This is a genomic window from Paenarthrobacter sp. NyZ202, assembly GCF_049860755.1.
Taxonomy (GTDB): Bacteria; Actinomycetota; Actinomycetes; order Actinomycetales; family Micrococcaceae; genus Arthrobacter.
On the sequence record NZ_CP187556.1, the window covers coordinates 2913812 to 2933669 of the forward strand.

The 19858-nt window shown below is 63.7% G+C and carries 18 protein-coding genes, 1 other RNA gene, 1 pseudogene and 1 riboswitch; of the genes and pseudogenes, 5 read left to right on the plus strand and 15 right to left on the minus strand.

Annotated elements, in window-relative coordinates:
• The first annotated feature begins 85 nt into the window (after window positions 1-85).
• Window positions 86-199, plus strand: a riboswitch (SAM riboswitch).
• 30 nt (window positions 200-229) lie between these two features.
• From ACPFL9_RS13525 to ACPFL9_RS13535, 3 genes are all read left to right on the plus strand, one after another.
• Window positions 230-1624 carry an aminotransferase class V-fold PLP-dependent enzyme gene (locus ACPFL9_RS13525; RefSeq protein ID WP_426003277.1) on the plus strand — a complete coding sequence of 465 codons (1395 nt, stop codon included), beginning with the start codon at window positions 230-232 and terminating at the stop codon, window positions 1622-1624.
• A 174-nt stretch (window positions 1625-1798) separates the two neighbouring features.
• Entirely contained in the window at window positions 1799-2602 is an 804-nt protein-coding gene (locus ACPFL9_RS13530) for a class I SAM-dependent methyltransferase (protein WP_426003278.1), read from the plus strand.
• 9 nt (window positions 2603-2611) lie between these two features.
• Window positions 2612-3325 carry a metal-dependent transcriptional regulator gene (locus tag ACPFL9_RS13535; RefSeq protein WP_426003280.1) on the plus strand — a complete coding sequence of 238 codons (714 nt, stop codon included), beginning with the start codon at window positions 2612-2614 and terminating at the stop codon, window positions 3323-3325.
• Between the two features lie 18 nt (window positions 3326-3343).
• Here ACPFL9_RS13535 and ACPFL9_RS13540 read toward each other — a convergent pair whose 3' ends face one another.
• Window positions 3344-4786, minus strand: coding sequence for an MFS transporter (locus ACPFL9_RS13540; RefSeq protein ID WP_426003281.1), 1443 nt, complete (start codon window positions 4784-4786; stop codon window positions 3344-3346).
• A gap of 75 nt (window positions 4787-4861) precedes the next feature.
• On the opposite strand from ACPFL9_RS13540, the gene ACPFL9_RS13545 reads away from it, so the two are divergent.
• Window positions 4862-5191, plus strand: a complete 330-nt coding sequence (locus ACPFL9_RS13545) for a hypothetical protein (RefSeq protein WP_426007571.1) — start codon at window positions 4862-4864, stop codon at window positions 5189-5191.
• Between the two features lie 10 nt (window positions 5192-5201).
• On the opposite strand, the pseudogene ACPFL9_RS13550 reads toward ACPFL9_RS13545, so the two are convergent.
• From ACPFL9_RS13550 to ACPFL9_RS13615, 14 genes and pseudogenes are all read right to left on the minus strand, one after another.
• Window positions 5202-6220: pseudogene (locus ACPFL9_RS13550) on the minus strand (S1C family serine protease).
• 160 nt (window positions 6221-6380) lie between these two features.
• Window positions 6381-6749, minus strand: a transfer-messenger RNA (tmRNA) gene (gene ssrA, locus ACPFL9_RS13555).
• 106 nt (window positions 6750-6855) lie between these two features.
• A complete protein-coding gene (gene smpB, locus ACPFL9_RS13560; protein WP_426003282.1) occupies window positions 6856-7326 on the minus strand; it encodes an SsrA-binding protein SmpB in 471 nt (156 codons plus the stop codon).
• A gap of 76 nt (window positions 7327-7402) precedes the next feature.
• Entirely contained in the window at window positions 7403-8815 is a 1413-nt protein-coding gene (locus ACPFL9_RS13565; protein WP_426007573.1) for a peptidoglycan DD-metalloendopeptidase family protein, read from the minus strand.
• A gap of 49 nt (window positions 8816-8864) precedes the next feature.
• Complete coding sequence (ftsX, locus tag ACPFL9_RS13570) at window positions 8865-9779, minus strand: permease-like cell division protein FtsX (RefSeq protein ID WP_426003284.1); 915 nt, start codon at window positions 9777-9779, stop codon at window positions 8865-8867.
• On the minus strand, window positions 9776-10540 hold the full coding sequence (gene ftsE / locus ACPFL9_RS13575) for a cell division ATP-binding protein FtsE (protein WP_426003286.1): 765 nt from the start codon (window positions 10538-10540) through the stop codon (window positions 9776-9778). The genes ftsX and ftsE overlap by 4 nt, the downstream gene beginning before the upstream one ends.
• 155 nt (window positions 10541-10695) lie before the next feature.
• Window positions 10696-11811, minus strand: a complete 1116-nt coding sequence (prfB, locus tag ACPFL9_RS13580; RefSeq protein WP_426003287.1) for a peptide chain release factor 2 — start codon at window positions 11809-11811, stop codon at window positions 10696-10698.
• 48 nt (window positions 11812-11859) lie between these two features.
• The gene (locus ACPFL9_RS13585) at window positions 11860-12372 is read right to left on the minus strand and encodes a pilus assembly protein TadG-related protein (protein WP_426003289.1); all 513 of its coding nucleotides are present in this window, start codon (window positions 12370-12372) and stop codon (window positions 11860-11862) included.
• Complete coding sequence (locus ACPFL9_RS13590) at window positions 12369-12761, minus strand: hypothetical protein (RefSeq protein ID WP_426003291.1); 393 nt, start codon at window positions 12759-12761, stop codon at window positions 12369-12371. Before ACPFL9_RS13590 ends, ACPFL9_RS13585 begins: the two co-directional genes overlap by 4 nt.
• Before the next feature lie 43 nt (window positions 12762-12804).
• The gene (locus ACPFL9_RS13595; protein WP_426003292.1) at window positions 12805-13152 is read right to left on the minus strand and encodes a TadE/TadG family type IV pilus assembly protein; all 348 of its coding nucleotides are present in this window, start codon (window positions 13150-13152) and stop codon (window positions 12805-12807) included.
• 113 nt (window positions 13153-13265) lie between these two features.
• Entirely contained in the window at window positions 13266-13499 is a 234-nt protein-coding gene (locus ACPFL9_RS13600) for a hypothetical protein (RefSeq protein ID WP_426007639.1), read from the minus strand.
• Window positions 13500-13698: 199 nt separating this feature from the next.
• Entirely contained in the window at window positions 13699-14643 is a 945-nt protein-coding gene (locus ACPFL9_RS13605) for a type II secretion system F family protein (protein WP_426003294.1), read from the minus strand.
• Window positions 14640-15494 carry a type II secretion system F family protein gene (locus ACPFL9_RS13610; RefSeq protein WP_426003295.1) on the minus strand — a complete coding sequence of 285 codons (855 nt, stop codon included), beginning with the start codon at window positions 15492-15494 and terminating at the stop codon, window positions 14640-14642. The genes ACPFL9_RS13605 and ACPFL9_RS13610 overlap by 4 nt, the downstream gene beginning before the upstream one ends.
• Window positions 15494-16717 carry a CpaF family protein gene (locus ACPFL9_RS13615; protein ID WP_426003297.1) on the minus strand — a complete coding sequence of 408 codons (1224 nt, stop codon included), beginning with the start codon at window positions 16715-16717 and terminating at the stop codon, window positions 15494-15496. Before ACPFL9_RS13615 ends, ACPFL9_RS13610 begins: the two co-directional genes overlap by 1 nt.
• Before the next feature lie 286 nt (window positions 16718-17003).
• Between ACPFL9_RS13615 and ACPFL9_RS13620 the strand changes: the two genes are divergently transcribed.
• Window positions 17004-19742 (plus strand): GH25 family lysozyme, encoded by a 2739-nt coding sequence (locus ACPFL9_RS13620; protein WP_426003299.1) that lies wholly within the window; start codon window positions 17004-17006, stop codon window positions 19740-19742.
• The last annotated feature ends 116 nt before the right edge of the window (window positions 19743-19858 follow it).

A 19858-nucleotide genomic window follows, 5' to 3' on the forward strand; every position in this document is an offset into this window, starting at 1 on the left:
GCCAAATTTCAACCGGCGTAATAAAGCGCTTAACAATCCGGGCGGCTTTGAAACGGGCGGCGGGCGTGCCCTAACCTCATTTACAGGTCACGAGTGCCAGCGCAAAACCCCGGTTTGCTGGCCGGCAACCCTCCATTCGCGGTGGGGTGCCCCGGGTGACGACCAGGCCGGTCCGGAACGGATACGGCAAGCGCGGATCCCCTGCGGGGTCCCTCTTGAGTGAGGTCACATGAGCACAGCTACGTTCAGTTCCACGATCCAGCCGTCCCCCGGGCAGGAGCTTGCCGCCGGCAGGCCACTGGCCGCCGTCACCGGCGCCGAGCTGCAGGCACCACTGATCCAGGGCGGTCACGTCCGGTACGCCAACCTTGACTACGGAGCATCGGCACCGGCCCTGACCATCGTGTCAGCCTACTTGAACGAGGTCCTCCCCTACTACGCCAGCGTGCACCGGGGCGCCGGTTATGCCTCGCAGATCAGCACCTCGGTGTACGAAAACTCGCGCAACATCGTTCGCGGGTTCGTAGGCGGCCGTCCTGACGATTCCGTGATCTTCACCCGTAACACCACCGACTCGCTGAACCTGCTGGCAGGCTGCCTGCCACAGATCGATGGCAAGCACACCGGTGAAGTCCTGTACCTGGACATCGAACACCATGCCAACCTGCTTCCGTGGCAAGGAGTTCCCCACCGCAGCGTGGTGGCTGATACCACCCTTGCCGGCACCATCGCGAAAATCCGCGGAGAACTCAGCCAGGGTGGCGTCTCCCTGCTGGCTGTTACCGGCGCCTCCAACGTGACCGGCGAAATCCTGCCCATCAAGGAACTCGCAGCCCTGGCCCACGAATACGGTGCCCGGATCGTTGTTGACGCCGCACAGTTGGCACCCCACCGCCCCATCAACATCGCCGCGGCCGACGTCGACTATGTCGTGTTTTCCGGCCACAAGCTCTATGCACCTTTCGGCGCGGGTGTGGTGGTGGGACGCCCGGACTGGCTCGACGCCGGAACCCCGCACCTTGCCGGCGGCGGAGCGGTGCGCGAGGCACGCCTGGACTCCGTCAGCTGGGCAACCGGCCCTGCCCGCCACGAAGGCGGCTCCCCCAACGTGCTTGGTGCAGCAACCCTCGCCCGCGCTGCCCAGGTACTTTCCGGACTCGATCCGCAGGCATGGCACAACCACGAGGCCGCCATCCGGGCCTACCTGGTGGAAGGCCTGCAGGCCATTGACGGCGTGAGCGTCCACCGGATCTTCAGCGATTCGACCGATACCATCGGTGTGGTCAACTTCTCGGTGGAAGGATTCGACGCCGGACTGGTGGCCGCCTACCTCGCTGCAGAGCACGGTGTGGGCCTCCGCGACGGCCGCTTCTGCGCCCACCCGCTGCTCAAGCGCCTGGGCTTGCCCTCGGGTTCGCTGCGCGCCAGCTTCGGCGTAGGTTCCAGGCTGGAGGACGCCGGGCGCCTGCTGCGCGGCATCGAAGAACTCAAGCGCACCGGCCTGGGCTGGGACTACGTGGTGGATGAAGGCCGCTGGGTACCGGCCAACGACCACCGCACCTACCCGGAATGGGCCCCGAACACCCCGGGTACCGCAGGCGCCGCACCCTGCACCGTGGACTAGCCTGCGCCCTGGAACGACTCCCGACCCAACTAAGTAGCAGCAGAGCGCGTTTTGACCCCTCAAAACGCGCACAACTGCGACCTAGTTGGGTGAGGCGGGCGGCCACTGAATCGCACCGCTCTTGCGGTAAATTCGTAAGGTACCCCGGTCTCAAGCTTCCGAAGGAGTCCTTGCGTGGCCATCAGTCCACATCGTGTATCCGGTGGCGCCAGCGGTCCCAGGCTGCATCATGAACGACGGCAGGAACTGGGACAGAGCTTCCAGGACGGCGGCGAACACTACCACCGGGTGCGCCCCGGTTACCCCGCGGACTCGCTTGACTGGCTCCTGCCGGCGGGAACCAGGTTCGCTGCGGACGTTGGTGCCGGTACGGGAAAATTCACGGGGCTGCTCTTCGACCGCGGACTGGAAGTGGCCGCCGTCGACCCTTCCCGGGACATGCTGGAGCAACTGCGGAAAACCTGGCCGCAGGTGAACGCGCTGGAGGGCACGGCAGAGGCAACAGGGCTGGCGGACTCAGCATTCGACGTCGTCAGCGTCGCCCAGGCATGGCATTGGTGCGAACCCCTCAAAGCGAGTACGGAAATCGCCAGGATCCTCAGGCCTGACGGGGTCCTGGGACTGATCTGGAACCAGCTCGACACGTCCGTTCCCTGGGTACACCGCTTGTCGCGCATTATGCATGCGGGCGACGTCCACAAACCGGACTTCCGGCCGGTCGTCGGACCGGAGTTCGTGGACCTTGAAAGCCACCTGACGGCGTGGCAGGAGACCCTCACCCCTGCCGACATCATCGAGCTGGCCAAGTCGCGCAGCTACTACCTGCGCGCCAACCAGGCCACCCGGACGAAAGTCACCGGCAACCTCGAATGGTACTTGTATGAGCACCTCGGCCACGCGCCGGGAGAGACCGTCGGGCTGCCGTACGTGACGCAGACCTGGCGGGCGCGAAAGGCCCGATCTGCGCCGCCACGGTAGGCTAGTGGTGTGAAGACCAGTACGCCCTCCTCCTCGATCGAGGACTACGTCAAGGTCATCTACTCCTATACGGAGTGGCAGGACAAGCCCATCACCTCCTCGCAGCTGGCCCAGAGGCTGGGCGTGGCCAACTCCTCCGTATCCGAGATGGTCCGCAAGCTCAAGGACCAGGGCCTGGTGGACCACCAACCGTACTCCGCTATCCGACTCACGGATGAAGGTATGCGCCTGGCGTTGGCCATGGTCCGGCGGCACCGCCTGATTGAGACCTACCTGGTCGAAGAACTGGGATACAGCTGGGATGAAGTCCACGACGAAGCCGAAATGCTGGAGCACGCCGTCTCGGACACCTTCATCGACCGCATGTCCGCCAAGCTCGGCCATCCGCTCCGCGACCCCCACGGCGATCCAATTCCCTCTTCCGACGGCTCGGTGGAACTTCCGCACGCGTACCGCATGATCGAACTCGACCAAGGGCATTCGGGGCGCATTACCCGCATCAGCGACGAAAACCCTGATCTCCTGCGCTATCTCGCCGCAGAGGCGATCACTCTGGATGCACAGGTGGAAGTGATAGGGCGGAAACCGTTCGGCGGCGCCTTGGTGGTCCGGATCGGCAGCGGGAGCCAGCGCCGCGTATTCGATCTCGCCGATGAAGTCTCCTCGGCCCTCTGGGTGCAAAGCGCCGGCGTCCACGAAGGCTGCGTCCTGCCCGCCCGCTGACTGGAGCGACGCGAAAGGTCAGGTTGGCACTTCCGGGCTGCTGCCGTCGTCGGCTGTGCGCCCCCTGGGGTTGCCGGCTGAACCGGCCGGTTCAGGAACCCCGTTCCGGATCCCGACGGCGGACGCCAGCGCCCCGGCCACGAACAGGACCGCCGTGACCACCAAGGCGTTGTAGAGACCCTCCCGTGTGAAGACGGGACCTACGATCAAGCCTGCGAAGGCGATGCACACCAACCCGGCAATGCGTGCCACCGCGTTGTTAACGGCCGAACCAATTCCGGCTTCCTCCGGAGGCACGGCACCCAGGATCGCCGCCGTCAGCGGAGCGACCAGCGTCGCCAGGCCCAGCCCGAACACAATCTGCCCCGGGAATACCTGCGTCCAGTAATCCAGCGGCTCCTGGATCGACAAGGACATGAGGAATCCCACCGCGCACAGCATTGGTCCGACCGTCATGAACCACCGCGGCCCGTACTTGCCTGCCAACCCACCGAACCAGGAGGCCGCCAGCATCAGGATGACGGTACCCGGCAGCAGGGCGATACCGGCAACCGTGGCCCCCATGCCGCCAAGTTGCTGGAGGTAGATGCCGAGGACAAAGAACCCCAGGGATATGGCACCGTAGATGGCCAGTGTGGCCAGGTTTCCCCACCCGAAGTTGCGGATCGAGAAAAGCCGCAGCGGGAGCATGGGTTCCGGTGTGCGCGCTTCGTGGACGAGGAACAGTGTCAGCGCTGCCGCGCCTGCCAGCAGCGGAACCCACACCTGCGGGCTGCCCCAGCCCATCCGTCCCTGTTCGATGAACGCAAAGACGGGACCGCCCAGGCCAATCATCGCCAGGACCGCGCCCCGATAGTCTATGCGCTTGCTCCTGTCACGGGCTGCGTCGGAGGCGCGCAGGCCTGCCAACACAGGCCAGATCGCTACGGCAGGAACGACGTTGATAAAAAAGATGACCCGCCAGGACCACAGGTCGACGGACAGGCCACCGATCAGTGGACCGGCGATGGCGGCCGCGCTCGTCCAGCCGGACCATTGCCCGATCGCCTTCGACTGGGCCGGTCCGGAGAATGCGGAAATGATCATGGCCAGCGAACTTGGCACCAGCAAAGCACCCGCCACGCCCTGCAGCGCCCGCGACACCACAAGGACCTCACCGTTCCAAGCAAGGCCGCACATCACGGACGTGGCTGCAAACCCGGCCAGACCCCATTCCAGGATGCGGGCACGGCCAAAATGGTCCGACAACGATCCCGCAACCAGGATCAGCGCGCCGAGTGTCAGGAGGTATGCATCCACCACCCACTGCTGAATCACCAAGCCGCCGCCGAGTTCCCTGCCGATCGCCGGAAGTGCGAGATTCACCACAAAACCGTCAAGGATGGCCATGAAAGAAGCAACAATGGCCACCACCAGCACGCGGCGCTGGAGTGGTGGGCTTGGTGCCGCTTGTTCGGTCATCTGCACAGCCTACGCTTGCCGTATCGTTGAGTGGTGATCAGCAGACGTGATGCAGCTTTGGCCCTCGATATCTCCATGGAAATGGCCCAACGGCACGGCATCCCGTCCAGGCTTTCCGAAGCGCAATTGCGGGAACTGCAGGACAATCCGCCGCCCTGGCTGGTGCAATCCCGCGCCAACCGTACCGGTAAGCGTCCCGTCTGGGTTCATTTGGAATGTGCGGTCTGCGGCTACTCGGAGGCCGCAAGGCCCAAGAAGTGGTGGCCGGAGTTCTCATTCGTTGTGTGCGGGCACCACCACGGCAAGGAACTGCCCGTAGCTTTCCCGGGCGATGTCCGCACCGAGTACGAAGGCATCGGCAGCCGCTTCATCGGTGTGGTCGATGTCCAGCCTGAAGACCGCTAGCCGGTGCCCGCTATCCCGGGGTGACCATCTCCGACGGCACCGCGACCAACTGCAGAGTCTTCCCCTCACGCAACACCGTCAGGGGAAACGGCTCACCATGGCCTCGGTGAACAGCAGCTTCTGGAGGCTCTCGGCGCTGGAGACCGGCCGGCCCATGGCCCGCAGCACCAAGTCCCCAGGTTCCAGCCCGGCCGCTGCTGCTGGTGATCCCGGAAGGACCTCCACGACCCGCAGTCCCTCGCGCTGTCCGGTCCGCACAACGGCACTGGCATCCAGCGGGATCGGGGTACTGACCAGGCCCAGATAGGCACGGCGTACCCTGCCGTCCTTGAGCAACGCCGCGATAATCCTTTGTGTCGTCCTGTTGATGGGCACGGCCAAGCCAAGGCCCAAGCCGGCCACCGCCGTGTTGATACCCACGATCCGGCCCCGGGAATCGGCCAGTGCGCCCCCGGAATTTCCTGGATTCAGCGCAGCGTCTGTCTGGATGACATCCTCAATGACGCGCCGGTGTTCCCCGGCACGGACGGGAATGGACCTGCCCAGGCCGCTGACAACTCCCGCGGTGACCGACCCGGCCAAACCCAGCGGATTCCCAACAGCGATGACCAGTTGTCCCACGTGCAGGCCTTCGGCGTTACCCAGGCTGGCGGGCGGCGGGGTTGCCCGGAGTCCCCGCACCACGGCCAGGTCCGAGAGCGGATCGGCACCCACCAATTCAACGTCTGTCTGTTTGCCGTCGGCAAAGACAGCCCGGCCGGCTTGGATGCCGGACACGACGTGCGCGTTGGTGAGCATGTAACCGTCAGCGGTGAAAACCACCGCTGACCCGCTGCCCACCCGGCTGCGGCCATGACGCCCCCTGCTGGTCATCTCAATTGCTGCTACATGCGGGGTAACCGTCGCCGCAACGCGGATCACGGTCTGCGAATAGGCGTCCAGTTCCTCGCTTCCCTGCCGGAACTGACTGTCCTCTCCCCCGGCCGGCTCGTCCGGCCATTCAAACTCCGGTGCGGTGCCCATGGTCATGCCTCTCGTTGCGCTGCGCACTGCTGACGGGACTGTTGGTCCTACCGGAGTCAACGCACGGCGGGCCAGTGGGTAGTCCCTGATGGGCTACGCCGTGGGTGAACGAAAAAGGGGCCTTAAAGGGAAATTGCCCCCGGATCGTGATGATCCGGGGGCAAGTCCGTGGAGATGGGGGGAATTGAACCCCCGTCCGATGTCGTGTTGTCAGGGCTTCTCCGGGCGCAGTTTGCGTCGGATTTTCTCGGCCCCAGCCATCCTGCAAACAGGTGGCTGATCCGGGCCCAGTCATCTAAAAGTCCCGTTTACCCCAATGACGAAGGCAAACAGCAGTGGCTATCTAAATGACGCCAGGAACCGGGGCGATAGCAACCCCGGGCTGACGGACTGTCTTACTGCTTAGGCAGCAAGAGCGAAGTCAGTGCGCTTAGATTCGGCACTTATTGGTTTGCAGACAGCGTTTACGAGATAATTCTGCATCCTCGGCCCGCTTCACCTGTCGCGACTAACATCGTCGAAACCGATCATCCCCGTATTTTGTTACCAACCCGGACGGCGGGTCGAAAGCTTCGAACCCCATCCGGACTATCAATCATAACGCACGCAAAGCTGCCGGCATTCCCGCGACACGGCATTTGTCAGCGACGGTTGCGCTCCCGAAGTTCCCGCAATGATTCACGCTTGTCCTGCTGCTCGCGGAGGGTCTGGCGCTTGTCGTAATCCTTCTTGCCCCGGGCAACGGCGATTTCCACCTTCGCACGGCCATCGAGGAAGTACAGCTGCAACGGGACAACTGTAAAACCCGACTCGCGGATCTTGTGCGAGATTTTGTCGAGCTCCTCGCGATGGAGCAACAGCTTACGACGGCGGCGCGCGGCGTGGTTGGTCCAGCTCCCTTGGTTGTACTCGGGGATGTGGATGCCTTCCATCCACAACTCGTCGTTGTAGAAGGTGCAGAACCCGTCCACCATGGAGGCGTGGCCCTCGCGAAGGGATTTCACTTCGGTACCCATGAGGGCGATGCCGGCCTCGTAGGTGTCCAGGACATGGTAGTTATGCCGGGCCTTCCGATTGGTGGCCACTACCTTACGGCCACTTTCCTTGGGCACGGTAGAACTCCTTGTCTTAGGTGGATCAGCAGGTGCAGATCCCATTCAGTGTACGTCAGCGGCAGCCTGCTCTTTCCTACAGCAACCTCATGGGATCGACCGCGGCGCCGTTGAGCCAGGTCTCGAAGTGCGCATGGCAACCCGTGGAGTTACCGGTGCTGCCCGAGTAGGCAATGAGCTGGCCGGCCGAAACCCGCTGGCCGTTGGCCACAACGATGCTGCTGTTGTGGTAGTAAATGGTGGTCAGGGAGTTGCCCTGAACCACTCCATGCGAAAGCTTAACCCGCCAGCCACCGCCGTCGGCTGAGTTCCAACCGGAGTTGAACACCTCTCCGGCAGCGGCCGCGTAAACCGGAGTGCCACAGGCCGCACCGAAGTCGATGCCTGTGTGCATGTACCCGCCGGTGCCGTAGAAGTCGATCGTGCCCGGCGGGGTCGCACGCCACCCGAAGCCGGAAGTGATCGGCACATAGCTGGCGAACGGGTGCCTCAGGCCAAAGGACGAGGGCGAACCCACGGGCGGGACGAAGGGAGTTTCCGGTGGCGCCGGACGGCCCTGGGCCGCAGCAGCGGCGGCTGCGGCGGCGGCTGCTTCTGCCGCCAGGCGCCGTTGTTCTGCTTCCCATGCTTCCCGCAGCTTGCGATCGCGCTCCACGATCTCTGCGGCAACCGAGTCCTGCTCGGCCTTGACGCGGGCAAGGTCTGCTTCGATTCCTGGTTTGGCTGCCTGCAGCTGACCGTTCAACCGGGTGGTGTCCTCGATCAACTGGTCCACCTCGGCCTTCTTCGCCGCGGCCTCGTCCCTGGCCGCCTTCTCGCGTTCCAAGGCAGCATCGGCTTTAGCTTTCAGGTCCTGGATTTCCGCTTCGACGGCGGCAAGCCGGGCCTGGGAGTTGACGTTGGTGGCGTTCTGCTGCGTCAGCTTGGTCATGGCGGCGTTCTGGCTGCGCATCGCCTGGTCAGCCAGGTCCATCGACTCCGTCAAGCTGCCGGATTCATTGGAACCGAACAGGAGCGCAATGTTGGTGGGCACACCTCCGGACTTGTACGCCTGGGAGGCAATCTGGCCGATCAGCTTCTTGGTGTCGCTGATCTTCTGCTTGTCGCTTTCAAGCTGCTCGGTGATTTTGGCTTTATTCTGCTGGGCAAGTTCCACCCTGGCAGCCAGGGCTTCAACTTCCTTGACCGCACTGGCCACACGGCCTTGCGCTTCCAAGAGGGCCTGCTGGGCACCTGGCAGCCGCCCCTGATAAATCACCAGGTCGCTGGCCGCCTTCGCAATCTTGGAATCAACGAACTCCAGGGACGCCTGAACCCGTGCCGCTTCCGCTTCAAGGGCAGCCTGCTGGTCATCGAGTTGGTCAGCGTGTGCCGCTGGAACACCCGACAGCAGACCCGCGGCAAGGCCGACGGCCAACACGGCACCCAGAATCCGGGCATGCCCCGACGCCAGGCGCCGGCGCAGGGAGTTCTGGTCCAAGGTGGTCATCATGAGTCCTTTTCGCTTGTCAGTCTTGTTCGTTGGCGCGCACCCACCGCTAAACCTTCAAGTAGCGCCGGAGGGTCAACAAGGAGGATATCCCGGCCAGGCCGCCACCGAGTGCAATGAGGACCGGTGCGATCACCAAAACCTGCGTGGATGAGATGAAGGGTGTGTTCAGGAACTGCCGGGAAAGGTCACCGTTGAGCCAGAAATGCGCCATGAGCCAGAGCGTCACGGAAGCAAGGACAGCACCGACCACGGCAGCGATGACGCCTTCAAGGATGAAGGGCAACTGGATCACCGTCTTGGAGGCTCCCACCAGGCGCATGATCCCGGTCTCCCTGCGGCGGCTGAATGCTGACAACCGGATGGTGGTGGTGATCAGCAGCACCGCACAGAAAATCATCACGGCGGCGACACCGACCGCTGCGACGGATGCCCCGTTCATCCACGAGAAGATCCTCTCCAGCACCTGGCGCTGGTCGCTGACGGTTTCAACGCCCGGCTGGGAGGAGAACGTCTCGCTGATGATCTGGTATTTCTCCGGATTCTTCATGTTGATCCGGAACGACGCCGGCAACTGGTCCTCGGACACCGAATCGACGATCGGGGAATTGGAGAACTGCTCCTTGAAGTGCTTGTAGGCCTCAGTCTGGGACTCGAACTGGAAGTCGTTGATGTACTGCTTCACGGCCGGGGATTCAAGCATCGCCTGCAGGTTCTCCTGCTGCTCCTTGGTGACCGCGCCGGACGCGCAGCCCACCGCCGTCGAGCTGTCATTGCAGAGGAAGACGGCAACCTGGACTTTGTCGTACCAGTAACCTTTCATCTGGTTGATCTGCATCTGCAGCATCCCTGCTGCACCGACAAAGGTCAGAGAGACAAAGGTAACCAGCACCACGGAAACCACCATGGAAAGATTGCGGCGAAGGCCGCTGCCGATCTCGCCAAGAATGAAGAGAAGCCTCACAGCTTTGCCCCCTGTGCCCGGGTGATCTCTTCTCCGCTGGCATCGCGAAGTCGACGCGACTCTCCCACCACCGGAATCATCGACGTGTACAAAGCCTTGGCTTCATCACGGATGACCTTGCCGTTCTCCAGCTCCACCACGCGGCGGCGCATCTCATTGACGATGTCGTCGTCGTGGGTGGCCATGACCACCGTGGTGCCGTTCTGGTTGATCTTGTCCAGGACACCCATGATCCCCATGGACGTGATCGGATCCAGGTTTCCGGTGGGCTCATCGGCCAGGAGGATGCCGGGACGGTTCACTACGGCCCTGGCGATGGCCACGCGCTGCTGCTCACCGCCCGAAAGCTCGTGCGGCATACGGCGTTCCTTGCCCTCAAGGCCCACCGTCTTCAGCACCTCCGGCACTGTCTCGCGGATGATTGACCGGCTCTTTCCGATCACCTGCATCGCGAAGGCGACGTTCTGGAAGACATTCTTCTGCGGCAGCAGGCGGAAGTCCTGGAAAACCACGCCGATGCCCCGACGGAGCTTGGGCACACGCCAACTGGAGATGTTGGCAACATTCTGGCCCGCGACATAGACCGAGCCTGATGAGGCCTTGTCTTCTTTCAGGATCAAACGCAGGAACGTGGACTTGCCCGAACCCGAGGCACCTACGAGGAAGGTGAACTCGCCACGGTTGATCTCAAGGCTGACAGAATCGAGCGCCGGCCGGGCATTCTGCTCATAGACCTTGGTGACATTCTCAAATCTGATCATGGCCCTTTTGGAACCCCGCCGGACATGACATTGTGGCCCAGTCCAACAGCCGGCGCGCGGGCTTTCGGTGGGGGAAGTGAGAGCACCGGCCTTTTGACTATACGCAGGCGGGGACCGTGATCACGGGGCTTTGGAGGGCGTGTCGCAGAATCCGGTCAGGCGTCGGCGTTGCGGTTGCCGGTCCTCCAACGGATGCCGGCGTCGATGAAGTCGTCGATGTCGCCATCCAGAACGGCAGAGGTGTTTCCGACTTCGTGTTCGGTCCGCAGGTCCTTGACCATTTGGTAGGGGTTCAGGACGTACGACCGCATCTGGTCGCCCCAGGATGCCTTGACGTCACCGGCCAGTGCCTTCTTTTCGGCGTCCTGCTGCTCTTTCTTGAGCAGCAGCAAGCGGGACTGCAGGACCCGCATGGCCGCCGCGCGGTTTTGCAGCTGGGATTTCTCGTTCTGCATGGACACGACGATGCCCGTGGGAATGTGGGTCAAACGCACCGCCGAGTCCGTCGTGTTCACCGACTGCCCACCGGGGCCCGAAGACCGGAAGACATCCACCCGGATCTCGTTGTCCGGGATCTCGATGGAGTCCGTTTGCTCGATGAGCGGGATCACCTCAACAGCTGCGAAGGATGTCTGGCGCCGGCCCTGGTTGTCGAAGGGGCTGATGCGGACAAGGCGGTGCGTTCCGGCCTCGACGCTCAGGGTGCCGAAAGCGTAGGGTGCCTTGACCTCAAACGTGGCGGACTTGAGGCCTGCTTCTTCCGCATAGGAGGTATCCATCACGGTGGTCGGATACCCGTGGCGTTCTGCCCATCGCAGGTACATCCGCAAGAGCATCTCCGCGAAGTCGGCCGCATCCACACCACCGGCTCCGGCCCTGATGGTGACCACGGCTTCACGTTCGTCATATTCGCCGGACAGAAGCGTGACCACTTCAAGTTCCGCCAGCGCCTGGCGGATCGATTCGAGTTCGTTGGCCGCTTCCGCCATCGAGGCATCATCGCCTTCGTCCTGGCCCAATTCCACGAGTACTTCGAGATCGTCGATACGGGCCGCAAGTTTGGTGAGGCGCTCAACTTCTGCCTGCTTGTGGGACAACCTGGACGTTACGACCTGGGCGGATGCGGGATCGTCCCAAAGGTCAGGGGCGCCGGCCTGTTCGCTCAGTTCTGCGATCTCGACCTTCAAGGCATCAACATCTGTGACGTTCTCGATGGAGCTGTAAGTAGCGCGCAGCGCGCGGATTTCTGCGGGAAAATCAATGTCAGCCATGGTCATTCCAGCCTACGCTATCCGCCGTAGTGTCCCTGCGGCAGGTCCTCATTGTGTCAGGCGGGACCGGGCCGAGGACTTCGCCTCGACCACGATTCCTTCGGGCAGCAGCAAACTCACCAATGGTGGATGCGCCACCGATGTCAGGACCACGACGGCGGTCCCCCCTGACGAGCTTCCGGTTCCCGGGGCGATTTCCAGCCGGTCGTGCAGCGGAACGGCCTGGCTGGCCTCCAGGTAGCGCTGCACAGCATGCCGGACCTTGTCCCCGGTCAAGGAAAGCGCTGGAGCGCCGGCGGCCTGCAGGGCTTCGGGCCCGTACGTGTCGGCCGCGGCAAGGGCTGCCCCATCAGCCAAAGACAACAGCTTCTTGTGTTCAAGGTAGACGGCAGAAACAGCCATGACCACGGCAGCAACCAAAAGAACCAGCACCAGATAACCCACGATCAGGACGCTGATCTGCCCGTCTTCGTTGCTGCCGCCGCGATACAGGCGGCTGCAGCCGGCCGGACATTGGTTTCCTGCAGCAGCCGGCGCGTCCGTTGGTTCCTGTGGCGTCATGGGAACCGTCCGGCAATCTGGGTGGCCGAAGAGCTCAAACTGGCTGCCTCGAGCCTCAAGGCATCGCCGAAGGGGACCAACGGCAATGGCACGGCCAGATGCACGGTAACCGTCACGGCTGTACCTCCGGCGGCACAATCGTCCGGAATACACACCACATCCATGGTGGCTTGCCCGGGGGCGAAACCATAGTCCTGCAAGGCCGCGGCCACCGCCTGCCCGGCCGCCGTCGTCCGGTCCTCCAAAGGCCCTTCGGAAACGTAAACCTTCGCGGCCTGGTCCGCCGCTCCCACCACAGCGAAGGAGCCTCCCTGAAGCTGCGCCATGGTCACCACGAAGTACACCACGGGGAGCATGAGCAACAGCGCAAGGAAGGTGAACTCCACCACGGCGCTGCCCCTCTCGCCTGCAATCCCTGCGGCCGTGCCGGGGCTAGTCCGGGCGCGGCGCATGGCCCCTCACTTCCTGGATGCTGGCCGGACCTGCGAGGCCCACCACCGGAAGAGGCGCCCGCACAATGACCTCCAGCGTGCCGTACCCGTCGCGCGTTTCCTCGACAGCCACAACGTCTGCCGCGTAATCGCCGTTCAGCGCCATGGTGATCAGATCAATGGTCCTGCTCCTGGCATCCTCCGGCGACCGATCGGCCAAGGCACCGTAGCGGGCACCGGAGGATGCAGCATCAATGAGCGTATTCCGGACATGCAACGCCAAGGTGAGCTGAACGACCGATACAAAGAACAGAGTCAGCAGCGCTCCGACGAGGACGAAGTCCACCACAGCCGATCCACGTTCTCCTAGCCAGGTAGCCGACGGGGGTAGTACCCGCCGGGGGCTCGCTGGATTGCCTGCCCGCTGCGTCGCTGGCGGGCCGTTCGGACGGTTGCACACGCCTAGTTGCCCACCTTGGCCATGGCCTGGTTGAAAAGGTCAGCCAAAGCAGGGGATGCGATGGCGAGGAGGCCTGCGACGAGGATCGCGGACATCAAGGTGATCATGACCCACCCGGGCACGTCTCCCCGCTCCGGGCTTTCCTGGAGACCGGACACCATGCGGTGGGTGAGCCGGTTTGCTGCGCTTTTGCCGGCAGTGGCTGCTGAGGACGGTCGGTCGGTGCAGATGCTCAAGGTATCCCCCATAGGGTGTGTTGGTTGCTGGACAGAATTGGTGCGGAAATTGGTGCGGAAAGAAGACGTGGCCCGGAAAATGATGTGGTCCCGGTCGTTGGGCCAAGGTGAAGACTGGGCCGGGAAAAGCCGGTGCGGTGCCGAACAGGCTGGTTGTTGCCGCAGGTGCCGTGGAGCAGGCGCTTCGGCCCTTCGTGGGTCAAAGACTCATCTGGAGCGCTCCCAACGCGGGGAAAGCTGCAAAGACGACTGTCAGCGGAAGGACGCCAAAGACAAGCGGCACCATCATGCCGATCTCCTTGCGGCCTGCCGATTCCATGAGCTCCCGCTTGGCAGCGTCCCGGACGTCCGCGGCCTGGGCCTTGAGGACGTCTGCGAGCGGTGTCCCGCGTTCAACGGCAACAACGAGCCCGTCGACAAACCGGGCCAGCGGTTGGAGCGACGTACGGGCGGAGAACGCCTGCAGTGCTTCCGCCAAGGGCTTGCCTGCGCGGGTGTCGGCAAGAACGGCGGCAAACTCCCGGGCGAGCTCCCCGTGCGGGCTGCTCCGGCAGACCCGGTCCATGGCATTGGGAGCACTCTCTCCCGCGGCCACGGCGAGCGCCATCAGCTCAGCAAGGCTGGGAAACTCGGCGAGTATCCTGGCTTCCCGCTTCTTGATCCGCCGGCCGAGGACAAAGTCCCGCAGCATATAGCCACCTAGCGCGCTTCCCGCCACAGCCAGGACAAGGAACGCGGGATTCAGCCGGCCAATCAGGGCGCCAAAAACGGCCGCTGCCAGAGCCGCCAGGAACCCGCCGACCGCCCACAGCATCTGTTCGGCGCGGAAGTCGAGAACCGATTTCCCCGAGCCGGCCTGCGCGAGGCGCCTGGCGAGGGCCGAACTCCCGTGGTTGTAGCGCGCAAGGAAGGCGAATGCATCCGCTGCGACGGGTCGAAGTATCAACTCCAGTGGGCCGAACGGCGTAATGTTGTGCATCGGTTCCGTCAACAGCCTGGATTCGAGGTTATGGGATTTCAGCTGCGGTTCGATGCGCTCAGCGAACGTGGTTGCCCGCATGAAGGGAAGACGGACGATGATAAGCCAGGCCCCGGCTCCGAGCAGGAGACCCAACAGCACGGCTGTCGCCGCTTGTGGATTCATGCCAGGACCCTCCTGTCCTCGGGCAGCGCTCCGATGCGAAGCATCACTGAATAGCTGACGGCCGATATCACCAGGCCACCCAGGAGGACTACCGCTCCGGTTCCGGAGTTATACGCTGCCGCCGCTTCCGGACGTCCCGACATCACCATGAGCACTATCCACGGAGCGGCTACGGCCAGGCGTGCGCCGTTGACCGTCCACGACTGCCGGGCTTCCAGTTCGTTGCGCATCCTGGTGCTCTCGCGCAGGAACATGGCAAGTGTCCCGAGCATGCTGCCCAGATCAGAGCCGCCGACCTCCCGTGTCATGCGCAGTGCCTCAAGGATCCGGTCTGCTACCGGGTCCGCAAGCCTGGCCTTCAAGGTGTCCAGGGCTGTTTCGAAGTGGCCGCCGGATCGGTAGTCCGCCCCAAAGTCGAGGAACATCCCACGGAGTTCATCGGGCCCTTTATGGCCCAGCTGCATGAGTGCCTCGGGCAGGGACAACCCTGCCCGGATGGCAGAACGCAGGTGATCCACGACGTCCGGCCAGAGCCGGCGCAGGACTGCCCGGCGTTTGCGTGCCCGTCGCAGAACAAGGGCGAAGGGAGACCACGCCCCGAACGTGGCGAAACACAGTGCGAGGGGCGCCGACGCCGTGAACACCAGGAACAGCAGGAAGACCACCAGCCCGGTGCCTGCACAGGTCAGCAACAGGCCGGTACCCGTGACCTTTTCGATTCCCGCCGTCAACAGGAGTTGTTGCACAGCGCTGGACCGGCGCTTACCTGCCGGCTCTGGCGGGGTCTCCCAGGTGGACCACCAGATCAGAAACACCCCGGCACCGGCAACGATGCCCAGGAACGGTCCCATCAGTTCAACTCCAGCAAGGCGGAAACGTCGAAGCCGGCGCGGGCGAACTTGTCGATGGCAGGCATCGAATTCGCGTGGGGCTGGAGCTGCCCGTCCACCAACCTAAAGACCGCCGAGGACTCAATAATGCCGTTCTCAACACGTTTTCCCAGCGACAGGATTTCTGTCACCTGCCGCTGGCCGGTGGAATGGCGGCTGCAATGCACAACAATGTCGATGCAGGCTGCGACCGTGGGCACCACGAAGGCACTGGAGATGTTGGCCCCCGCCAGAAGGGGCAGTGTGCAGATCTTGGTGACAGCATCGTGCGCCGAGTTGGCATGGACCGTGCACATACCGGGAAGGCCTGAATTCAACGCGATCAACATGTCCAGGCTTTCGGCTTCCCGGACCTCCCCCACTACCAGGCGGTCCGGCCTCATGCGGAGGGCTTCCTTGACAAGCCGCCGGAGCGGTATCTCCCCCTGCCCTTCAAGATTCGGCTGGCGGCACTGAAGGCCCACAACGTCGCGCAGCGGCAGCTGGAGTTCGAAGATTTCCTCGACCGTGATGACCCTCTCCCGCGGGCCGATACTTGCCGCCAAGCAATTCAACAGGGTGGTTTTGCCAGCCTGCGTGGCGCCGGAGACCAGGATATTCAATCCGCTTGCGACTGCGGCGCCCAGGAACCTGGCCGCCTGCGGAGTGAGGCTGCCCAGTTCAACCAGATGCTCCAGCCGGCTGGCCCTGGCAATGAACTTCCTGATGTTCACGGCCCAGTGCTTCCTGGTCACATCAGGAATAGCCGCGTGCAGCCGGGAGCCGTCGGGCAACGACGCATCGACAAACGGCGAGGACAGGTCGAGGCGCCGTCCTGAACTCTTGAGCATCCTTTCAACAAGGTCGCGCACATTGTGGGTGCTGAGTGAAACAGTGGTCAGTTCCGACTCGCCGTTCCTGGCTACGTAGATTTCCTGCGGAGCATTGATCCAGATCTCCTCGATGGAGGGGTCATCCAGAAACGGCTGCAGCGGACCGAATCCGGCCACGGCGTCATAGACGTACCGTCGGGCTGCTTCGAGCTGGCCCAGCGGCGGCAGCGGCCCAAGGAGGGCCCGTTCGTCGTAGTCACTGACCGCAGCGTCCACGAGGCGCCGTACATCCGAAGCCTGCTCCAGCGGATCCAAACCTTGCCGGCGGATCAACTCACGGACCTCACCCTCGACGATCTTCAGCGCATCCATATTTCCCCCAACCTGCAGCATGTCCGTGAAGCGAGAGGCGAATCTCGCATCTCCACGCTAGGTCAGCGGCATCCGGTGAATAAAGCCCTTGGTGCCTGCATGTGGATAACCCGTACCAGATGGCCACGCCTGTATCGCACGTCCCACTAGTCACTCCAGTTTCAGGATGTTAGGGTAATGCCCGTTAGGAGCTGGCCTTTGGTCCCATGCGCAAGCGCCCGCCCCGGAAGCTTGTCCGCAAGCCACCCATGCGCCGCTGAGCCGCGGCACAGGGCCGGAAAACGATATGACACGTACCCCAGGCAGGTCGCTTAGCCGCCGCGTCCCCTTCGCCCAGTCCGGGATTGCCCTTTCCCTGGCGCTTGTTGCGGGCTGCTTCCTCGGAGCGCCCGCCTGGGCGGAGACGTCCGGGCCCAGGCCCGCCCCGCCTGATGCCACCCAGGAAGCGGTCTCCGGGTCGCCGCAATATCCGGCCATTACCCCCGGACAGGCCCAGCCGCCGGCTCCTGCCTCAGGGGCAGCTGCGGCGGGTCAACCGCCCGCCGCAGGGACCGGCGTCGTACAGTCACCGGAAAGCGGGCCCGTACCTGCGGCAGGACCGGCGCCCGACGCAACCCCGGCCGACGCAACGTCCGCAGCCAAGGCCATGCCAGGCGAAGCTCCCAACGCTGAATCCATCAAGGAAGCCATGCGCGCCGCCATCCCCGCCGGTGGTGCGGAGATGGGCCAGCGCTCGCCGAGGGTCCTGGCGGACAAGAACAACCCGGGCGGTTCGGGGCCCGCGGCATCCCGGGGTGTCGGCCAAGTGGTGTCCATGGCGGCCGATCCGGGGCACTGGCGCCCAACCATCGGAGTCCATGGGCAGGACGTCAGCGCCCACCAAGGCAACGTCAACTGGCAGAGCCAGTGGAACCAGGGATCCCGGTGGGCCTATGTCAAGGCCTCGGAGGGCAACTACTACCTCAACGAAAACTACACCCAGCAGTACAACGGCTCACGGAATGTCGGCATGGTCCGGGGCGCATACCATTTCGCCATCCCCAACTGGTCCTCGGGTGCTGACCAGGCGAGGTACTTCGTGGCAAACGGCGGCGGCTGGACCGCGGACGGCTACACGCTCCCTCCTGTGCTGGACATCGAGTACAACCCCTACGCCGGGCGGACCATCAACGGTTTCTACTTCGGCAACACCTGCTATGACATGTCCAAGGCACAGCTGGGCCAGTGGGCCGCCGACTTCGGCAACACCGTCAAGGCACTGACCGGCCGCTACCCCGTGATCTACAGCACCACCGATTGGTGGAACACCTGCGTCGGCAACACCACGTTCGGTGCCTACCCCTTGTGGATCGCCTCCTACTGGTCCAACCCCACCAACTCCCCGGGCTCCATGCCGGTGAGCTGGGGCAACTACACCATGTGGCAGTACAGCAGCACTGGACCGTTCCAGGGCGACTCCAACATCTTCAACGGAAGCTACGACCAGCTGCGGACCTTTGCCCGTGGAGTCTCCTACGCTTCCAACCCGTCCATCAAGTCCGGCGCAGACATTCTGGCCACCACATCGTCCGGGCGGTTGGACGCCTTCACGGCGAACGGCAGCGGGCGCATCACGGGACCGGTGTCCATCGGGTCCGGCTGGAGCGGGGCCAAATCCTTGTTCGTCATCGACTGGAACCAGGATGGTGTCCAGGACATCCTCTCCCAGTGGCCGGATGGAACGCTGAAGGTCTTCCGCGGCGCCCCCGGCGGGAGTTTCTACGCACCCATCCAGGTGGGTTCGGGGTGGCAGGAAATGTCGCTGACCGCAGGGTGGTGGAATGCCAAAGACCCCTATCCGGGCGTGATTGGCCAGGACTACCGCGGCAACCTGTACAGATATCCGAACGCCAGCGGCGGTGGACTTGGCAACGGAATCCTCATCGGTACCGGCTTCAGCGGACACCAACTCAACCAGATCGACTTTGATGGTGACGGTAACCAGGACATCGTTTCCCGGACTGCGGACGGAACACTTCGCCTGTACCGGTCAAACGGCACAGGCAGCTTCGTGGGCGAACCGGCCCGGGTCATTGGTTCCGGCTGGGGTTCCATGACGGCAGTCAGCTCGGCCACGAACTTCAGTGGTCCGGCATCCCAGGGGCTCCACGCCAGGGCAACCAACGGTGACCTGTTCTACTACCCGGCCGCTAGCGGCAACTGGGGCAACCGCAGCCTCATCGGCCTGGGCTGGAATGACGCGAACCTCATCAGCGGGGCGCCCCTCGATGTCGAGTCCACCCTCGGGATCGACCAGGAAGATGTCCTCGCCGTCCGCCCGGATGCCAACCTTTACCGCTACCCGGGCACGGGAACCACTGCACTCCTTCCCGAAGACCTCATCGGTACGGGCTGGGCGGGCCTCAAGGCCGGCTTTGTCACGGATTGGAATGGGGACGGTGCCCTGGACATCGTGGCGCAGTGGTCCGACGGCCGGCTGAACGTCTACCCGGGACGGACCGGCAGCGGATTCGGTGCCCCCATCGCCTTGGGCAGCAACTGGAGGGACTGGACACTGACAGTTGGCACGTGGAAGAAAGCCGATGCCCATCCCGGCATCGTCGGTTATGACGGTTCCGGCCGGTTGTACTACTTCAACAACCCCAGTGGCAGGACCGTCTCCACCGGCGTAGCCATCGGGGCAGGCTGGACGGGACTGGCCATCGTCCACATGGACTTCGACAAAGACTCCAACGCCGATCTCCTGGTGAAGACCGGCACAGGCGAGTTGAAGCTCTACCGTTCCAACGGCTTGGGCAACTTCATCCAAGAGGCCCCCGCGGTCGTGGGAACGGGCTGGAATGTCATCTCTTCCTACGGATCCGTCCGCGGGTTCGCCGGCGCGGGTTCCACGGGGATCATCGCCCGGACCACCTCCGGCGAGTTGAAGTACTACCCCGTCGGCTCCAACAGGACGTGGGGCACCGTCGCCAGGATCGGTACGGGCTGGAACGGCCTGAACATCCTGGCACCGGCGGCCCGCTGACACAACGCGCCGAGCCAGCTTGCAGGGTCTGTCCACGGGAATTTCCCCCCGCGGACAGGCCCTTCCTGCTTCGTGCATCAATGCAGATAAATAGTTCCGCCCGACCGTCCTAAATT